Here is a 7,185-nt window from a genome sequence, read left to right as displayed (position 1 = left end):
CAAGGGGAACATCGGGAAGGAAGACAAGACAGACGAGTAACACCAATTTCATTGATGCGACCTAGAGAGGATGATCGGGGATGGAAGGATGGGGGCATGGAGGGATTAATATATAGCAATCTTTGTCGGGGTTGGAGTAAGTGGGGGTTAGTGTAACACAAAAGTGAACCATTAATATTGCTCATCTCACATAGGACCCATTCAGGCAGGTTTTGTAGAAAATTAACGGTTCCCACAAGAAGTCCCTCAGGGCTTTATCTGCGATTTAGCTGGGGATGAATTGCGAGTGTGATCAATCCTTGTCACAATAAAGTTGGTTGCTGACCCCCCCGACCTACCACAAGGGTGTTTAGCTTCCAACCCAAGATTAGCCCTACGTCTTTTCGCGTTGCGGAGCGCGTGGTAGGCGGTTCAAAAGTGATTACTCAAGGGACACAGCCCCCATGCGAGAGATACCTGACAGTTCCATCCCACCAGCTCGTCAAAAAATTGCCCTAACCCTACGCAGATTCGGTTGGATTTCCTTCTGGACTCAGTTAATCCTAGGGGTTATTTCTACGCTGATTTTAGTGTTTGCAGGGTTTGCCCTTGCCAGCCCTCAACCTGACAATCAAGGGGGTCAAGGAATCGGCTTCGGTCTTTTTTTCGTAGTTTGTGGACTAGTGGCTTTAGGTATAGGCATTTATTTTGCCTACCGTTACACTGGCATCGCTAGTCGGCTGCTAGCTGCCAATGGGTCAGACATACCAAGCAAAGCTCAAACCCTTCAAACGATTAGGCTGGGCTTGATTGTCAGTTTAGTAGGAATGTTATTGACCATCATTGGCTCATTTGCAGTCATAGGCAGCCTTGTAGCCCTAGCTCTAGCTCAGCAACAAAGTCCAGTTGGGTTGGCTTGTAATGATGTTCCACCGATAGACCTGTTTGTTGTGCAGGCAAACATCAACACTATTTTTGCTAATTTTGTTGGCATAGCCATTTCCCTGTGGCTATTTAATCGAGTCAGTCGCTAGCCAACATACCCCACACCAGCTCACCAGCTCACCAGCCGACTCCCTACTCCCTACTCCCTCGGTGCGCTTGACCCGTAATTAAATTTGCTTGATTGTCGCACCGCTCCCTACTCCCAGGAGAAGTTAATTGCCGTTGGCAAGAAAACTGTGGCAAATTGGTGAAGTTAGATCGATGTTGCTCAGATGAGTACCGATCATGCGATCGCGTCATTTTAGTAAAGAAAATTCGTGCTTGACCTAAAGCAAATTCGGGAAAATCCACAAAAGGTTCAAGAACTACTCGACCGACGTAGTGTCAATCAATATGACCTACAACCTATTCTGGAACTGAATCAGCGTCAGCGGGAGCTGGAAACATCCCGCACCCAGTTGCAGGCTCGTAGTAATGAAATTGGTAAGCTGATTGGTCAAAAAATCAAATCGGGTAGTCCTCCACAAAGCCCAGAAATTCAGTCGCTCAAGGAAGAGGGTAACCAAATCAAAACTAAGTTGAGCGAACTGGAACCCAAAGAAAAAGACCTAAAAGACCAGCTGAACACCCTCTTGCTATCCCTCCCCAACTTGCCCTCCGAATCCACACCGATTGGCAAGAGTGAAGCCGAAAATGTGGAAGTCCATCGCTGGGGTGATGAGTACATTCCCAAGGATTTTCCGATTCTCCCCCATTGGGAAATTGGCGAAAAACTCGGCATTCTTAACTTTGAGCGAGGGGTGAAAATCGCTCAGAGTCGATTTGTGACATTGATCGGGGCTGGTGCTGCTTTGGAACGAGCACTAATCAACTTCATGCTTGACCAGCAAATTGCTGCTGGCTATACCGAAGTGATGCCACCGGTACTAATCAACAGTGAATCCCTAACCGCTACCGGTCAGTTGCCCAAGTTTGCCGAGGACAGCTTCAAGTGTTCTGATGATGATTTGTGGTTAGCACCCACAGCAGAAGTGCCATTGGTGAATCTCTACCGAGACGAAATCCTTGAAGCATCCCAACTTCCCATTAATCTCTGTGCCTTCACCCCCTGCTTTCGCCGGGAAGCGGGTAGCTATGGACGGGATACCCGGGGTCTAATTCGACTACACCAGTTTAATAAAGTTGAGCTAGTGAAAATTGTTGAGCCTAGTACCTCCTCCCAAGAGCATCAGAAACTGCTTAAGAATGCTGAAGCGATCTTGGAAACCTTGAAATTACCCTACCGAACTGTAGAACTGTGTACAGGGGATATCGGTTTCTCAGCCGCTACAACCTATGACCTAGAAGTTTGGCTGCCTTCGCAAAGGACATATCGGGAGATTTCCAGTTGCTCCAATTGCTTTGATTTCCAGGCACGGCGGGGTAGGATTCGCTTCAAAGAGTCCGGCAAAAAAGGCACTCACTTTGTTCATACTCTCAATGGCTCAGGATTGGCAGTGGGGCGTACTATGTCAGGCATTCTGGAAAATTATCAGCAACCGGATGGAACGGTTAAGATCCCAGAGGCTTTACAGCCTTATATGGGGCGAGACGTCTTGTAATACCATCAGCCATAAGCCTAGAACCTAGAACCTAATTGCAATGCCTATACAATAGAAAAATGAAGTTAACATTACATTAAATAAATTCTTCACTTATATGTCAATTTTGGCGGCGATTGCAGTTTTGGCAGTCTTGATTCTTGTTCACGAGCTGGGTCATTTTATGGCAGCTCGTCTGCAAGGAATCTATGCCAATCGCTTTTCTCTTGGCTTTGGTCCAATTCTATGGAAATATCAGGGTCCAGAAACTGAGTATGCAGTGCGAGCGATTCCCCTAGGGGGGTTTGTGGGTTTTCCTGATGATGACCCCGATAGCGAGATTCCCCCCAATGACCCCAATTTGCTCCGCAACCGACCGATTCTAGACCGGGCAATTGTGATTAGTGCTGGTGTCATTGCTAACTTAGTCTTTGCTTACTTCCTGCTTGTGGCTCAGGTAGGAATGGTTGGCATCTCCCAATTCAACTACCAAGCGGGTGTGGTAGTGCCTAAACTTGCCCCAGAAAGCAGTTTAGTGGCTACAGAAGCAGGCCTTAAACCAAGAGACATAATTCTCGCCGTAGATGGTCAAGAGTTGGAAGCAAACCCGGAAGGGATTACTTTCCTGATGAAAGCGATTCAAAATCATCCCAACCAGCCCCTGGAAATGCGGATACAGCGTCAAAAACAAACGCTACTGTTGAAGGTGATTCCGGAACCAGGGATAGATGGGAAAGGAAAAATTGGTGTACAACTGTCTCCCAATGGGGAGGAAGTGCGTAAGCGTGCTGGTAGTTTGCTGGAGGTATTCAGTCGTGGTGCCGAAGAATATCAACGCATTACAGTCTTAACCCTGGAAGGCTTTGGTCAGCTACTGAGTAATTTTGGCGAAACAGCGGAACAAGTATCCGGTCCAGTGGCAATTGTGGCGATTGGAGCCGATATTGCTCGTTCCAACGCTGTCAATCTTTTACAGTTTGCAGCTCTGATTAGTATCAATCTAGCGATTATTAATATCTTGCCTCTACCAGCCCTTGATGGTGGTCAGCTGGCTTTCTTACTGATTGAAGGACTTCGAGGTAAGCCCTTGCCCATGGAAGTACAGCAGAATATTATGCAAACTGGGCTAGTGCTGCTTCTGGGTTTAGGTGTCTTCTTGATTATTCGGGATACAGCTAACCTGGGTTGGGTACAAAACTTATTCCAGTGACCCGTGTTTGGTTGTTACAGGTTACAGGTTACAGGTTACAGGTTGCAGGTTGTAGGTTACAGGTTACAGGTTGTAGGTTACAGGTTGCAGGTTGTAGGTTACAGGTTGCAGGTTGTAGGTTACAGGTTACAGGTTACAGGTTACAGGTTACAGGTTGCAAGTTGTTACAGGTTGCAAGTTACAGGTTACAGGTTACAGGTTGCAGGTTACAGGTACAAAGATTTCTTGACCTAGGTTAGTTTACCCTGTTGGTTTTACTAGTGTAGCTTCAGAAGACATTGACCCTAAGATATTGTCAACCTTCAACCTTCCAACCTTCCAGCCTTCCAACCTTCCAACCTTCCAACCTTCCAACCTTCCAACCTTCCAACCTTCCAACCTTCCAACCCATGAGTATTAGCCGTAAATGGTCTGCCAAGCAGCAACGATCCCTAGAGATTCTAATTCGCCTTAAGCGACTCTATCCGGAAGCCACCTGTACACTGAATTACGAAACACCAGTACAGTTACTGGTGGCAACCATTCTTTCAGCTCAATGTACTGATGAACGTGTGAATCAGGTAACACCGGGGTTGTTTCGCCAGTTTCCTGATGCTGTGGCCATCGCTAGTGCTGATATAGAAGTCTTGGAAACTTTAGTGCGCTCTACTGGCTTTTATCGCAATAAGGCAAAAAATATTCAAGGTGCCTGCCGCATGATTGTTAAGGAATACGGTGGTCAGGTACCGAAACAAATGGACAAACTCCTCAAGTTGCCTGGAGTTGCTCGTAAAACCGCCAATGTCGTACTTGCCCATGCCTATGGTATTAACCAGGGAGTCACTGTAGATACTCACGTCAAGCGCCTCAGTCAGCGTTTAGGATTGACAAAACACAAAGATCCCATCAGGATTGAGCGAGATTTAATGGGGCTTTTGCCCCAGCAGGATTGGGAAAACTGGTCGATTCGGCTGATTTATCATGGTAGGGCAATTTGTAAAGCCCGAAAACCTGATTGTGATGCTTGTGTTTTGGCGGATTTATGTGCCAGTGCAGATCTGGCTGAGAAAACGACTACTACAACACAGAGCTGGAAAACTAACGCTACTGTACCAGCCTCTGATTAAGTTCATCGGATAAGATAAAAAGGCAGTGTCTTCTTTTAGATAGAGTTTCGAGAATTAATGGCTAAAAAATCAATGATTGAGCGCGAAAAAAAGCGCAAAAAAATGGTAGAGAAGTACGCAGCTAAGCGGGAGGCGCTCAAGGAAGAGTTTAAAAATGCTGCGACTCAACGAGAAAGGTTAGAGATCCACCGGAAAATACAACAGCTCCCCCGCAACAGCGCCCCCTGCCGTGTGCGGAACCGTTGTTGGGTTACAGGGCGTCCTCGGGGTTACTACCGAGACTTTGGACTATCTCGCCATGTTTTGCGGGAATGGGCGCACCAAGGTCTATTGCCAGGTGTGGTTAAATCAAGCTGGTAGGTTAACTGGTTGCAGGTTTTAGGTTGCAGGTTACAGGTTGCAGGTTAACAGGTTGCAGGGTAGAAGATTTTCTGACTTACCGTAGTCTACCCTTCGGGTTTTCCTACTGAAGAGGAGCATAGCTACTCTCCCTTGAGCTTAAACCGACCCTTGCATGACGCTCTGGAAACTTTCAACCTTGGCCTTGCGGCCACGCTACGCAAACAAACCTGAAACCTGAAACCTCTACTGGCCACAACAGCGATCAATGCCAAGACTTTCTAAGAGTAGGTCACTGACAGCGTTAGCGATCGCAAATTCCCCGTAAAAACTTTCTCGAAAGTCAAACGCCTGCATTTCTGTAACAATAGCAATCACAAGTGAACCCAAATCATTTTCTCCCTCCATCCGTTGACGGACGAAAATCTGGGCGGCGCGTTGTGCAATCGTTTGATTAATTGCTTCTGGGAGAAACTCTTGATCTAGCCATTGCGCAAGAGTTTCTCGTAACCATTCACCTTCCTGCTGAGGATTTGCAGCCGGTGGCAGAGTAATCGCTGGAATTGGTTTCGGTTTAGCCATAAATAAGGTTTAATGACGGCTAAGCTAAATAGTTTTCTGTTGACCTTTGATTCTATGATACTGTCAACACTCAACACTTAACACTCAAGACTCAACACTCAACACTCAACACTTCATACTCAACACTCATACCAAGTTGGATTCAAAGATAGTCGATTGCTTGGATAGGGAGATAGGGAGATTGGGAAATTGGGAGATTGGGAGATTGGGGGTAGAGAAAGTTTTACCTTTGACCGCAACTTAGTATCAATACTAAACAAACTGATCCTGCTATTAAAGAGCAAATAGTCTCTTGACTCGCTTGCGAACCCAAACTAGAAGATTTTTGTCATCTTCTGCCGCATCCAACAAACCCATTTTCCGCATCTGTTTTTGTCGCTCAGCTAATTCTTCCTGATGCTTGCCTAATTCCTGGACAATAATCTCCGATAGATCTGGATAGTCCTTCAATAGTTGTTTAAAACCTTTATTGTTAATTACAAATAGTAGTGACTCTTCTAACCCTCTAACTGATGCTGTTCTTGGTACGCCTAACATTAACGAAAGTTCGCCAAAAAATTGACCGGCCTGAAGATTATTGAGAGTTTTGTTAATCCTCTCTACAAAGACTTCGACAGAACCAGCTAGGATAATATAAAACGCATCTCCAGGGTCGCCTTCATGAAATAAAATCTCTGAGGCACGTAAGCGCTTTCGGTATCCAATTTCAATTAATTGCCTTAGTTCTAATTCAGTAAAATTTTTAAAATAATCGACCTGCCGCAGTAAGTCACGTAACGCTAAAGGTCTAGGTGTTTTAACTTTGAATGGCTGCTGAGTTGATTGTCCAATATTTTCTTCAATAGTTTCAATATTTTCGCGGTGAATGTCTCTCGCCATCAGGGCTTCAGGGTTGCGCAGCCAAAAATCCCTTTGAGGGAAAGGAATTGAGAGTCCCTGCTGACGTAAATTATATTCAATAATAAAATTCAAAGAACTTCTTATAAAAGGTTCTTGATCAATTCGATTGACCCATACCCGAAGTTCAAAGTTTAAAGAACTATCACCAAACCCTTTAAAAAGAACTCTAGGTGTCGGCTCAGATAAGACGGATGGTTCTAAATAAGCAGATTTTAACAGGACTTCTGTCACTAATACTGGGTCACTATCGTAAGCGACTCCTACAGGTATGTGTATACGGGCTTTATAGCTGTCAAAAGTCCAGTTAAGCATTCGGTTTTCCACCAAATGAGAGTTAGGAACTACTACATCTCCACCCTCCCTTGTCCGGATGATTGTAGACCGCATGGAGACTTCTTTAACATATCCGGATAACCCATCAAATTCAATGAAATCACCAACTCTTATTGTTCGTTCTAAGAGTAATGTCACACCACTGATAAAGTTTTTAGTTATATCCTGTAGTCCAAAACCAATTCCAACCCCTAAGCCACCAGCAATAACA

At 45.3% G+C, this 7,185-nt stretch carries 7 protein-coding genes; 5 read left to right on the top strand and 2 right to left on the bottom strand.

Annotated features, from left to right (window positions below):
• Positions 1-443: 443 nt before the first annotated feature.
• The 5 genes from F6K20_RS17600 to rpsN all read left to right on the top strand — a co-directional run bounded on the left by F6K20_RS17600 (position 444) and on the right by rpsN (position 5,180).
• Positions 444-1,013 (top strand): DUF3611 family protein, encoded by a 570-nt coding sequence (locus F6K20_RS17600; RefSeq protein WP_008178563.1) that lies wholly within the window; start codon positions 444-446, stop codon positions 1,011-1,013.
• A gap of 228 nt (positions 1,014-1,241) precedes the next feature.
• The gene (gene serS, locus F6K20_RS17595; RefSeq protein ID WP_008178561.1) at positions 1,242-2,525 is read left to right on the top strand and encodes a serine--tRNA ligase; all 1,284 of its coding nucleotides are present in this window, start codon (positions 1,242-1,244) and stop codon (positions 2,523-2,525) included.
• A gap of 97 nt (positions 2,526-2,622) precedes the next feature.
• Entirely contained in the window at positions 2,623-3,714 is a 1,092-nt protein-coding gene (gene rseP / locus F6K20_RS17590; protein WP_008178559.1) for an RIP metalloprotease RseP, read from the top strand.
• Between the two features lie 389 nt (positions 3,715-4,103).
• Positions 4,104-4,820 (top strand): endonuclease III, encoded by a 717-nt coding sequence (gene nth, locus F6K20_RS17585; protein WP_008178553.1) that lies wholly within the window; start codon positions 4,104-4,106, stop codon positions 4,818-4,820.
• Between the two features lie 57 nt (positions 4,821-4,877).
• Positions 4,878-5,180: a 30S ribosomal protein S14 gene (gene rpsN, locus F6K20_RS17580; RefSeq protein ID WP_008178551.1), complete on the top strand. Its 303-nt coding sequence runs from the start codon at positions 4,878-4,880 to the stop codon at positions 5,178-5,180.
• Between the two features lie 225 nt (positions 5,181-5,405).
• On the opposite strand, the gene F6K20_RS17575 is transcribed toward rpsN, so the two are convergent.
• Both F6K20_RS17575 and F6K20_RS17570 read right to left on the bottom strand, forming a co-directional pair.
• Positions 5,406-5,741: a DUF8822 family protein gene (locus tag F6K20_RS17575; protein WP_008178549.1), complete on the bottom strand. Its 336-nt coding sequence runs from the start codon at positions 5,739-5,741 to the stop codon at positions 5,406-5,408.
• A gap of 273 nt (positions 5,742-6,014) precedes the next feature.
• The coding region (locus F6K20_RS17570; protein WP_287295452.1) for a cyclic nucleotide-binding domain-containing protein at positions 6,015-7,185 on the bottom strand (1,171 nt) is incomplete at its 5' end.

It is taken from the genome of Moorena sp. SIO2C4 (assembly GCF_010672485.1).
Classification (GTDB): Bacteria; Cyanobacteriota; Cyanobacteriia; order Cyanobacteriales; family Coleofasciculaceae; genus Moorena; species Moorena producens.
This window is presented reverse-complemented; position numbering and strand designations above follow the sequence as displayed.

What these genes read in the sequence shown, in the direction of transcription:
- F6K20_RS17600 (WP_008178563.1), top strand. Translation starts at nt 444, where the DNA reads ATGCGAGAGATACCTGACAGTTCCATCCCACCAGCTCGTCAAAAAATT.
- rseP (WP_008178559.1), top strand. Translation starts at nt 2,623, where the DNA reads ATGTCAATTTTGGCGGCGATTGCAGTTTTGGCAGTCTTGATTCTTGTT.
- nth (WP_008178553.1), top strand. Translation starts at nt 4,104, where the DNA reads ATGAGTATTAGCCGTAAATGGTCTGCCAAGCAGCAACGATCCCTAGAG.
- rpsN (WP_008178551.1), top strand. Translation starts at nt 4,878, where the DNA reads ATGGCTAAAAAATCAATGATTGAGCGCGAAAAAAAGCGCAAAAAAATG.
- F6K20_RS17575 (WP_008178549.1), bottom strand. Translation starts at nt 5,741, where the DNA reads ATGGCTAAACCGAAACCAATTCCAGCGATTACTCTGCCACCGGCTGCA.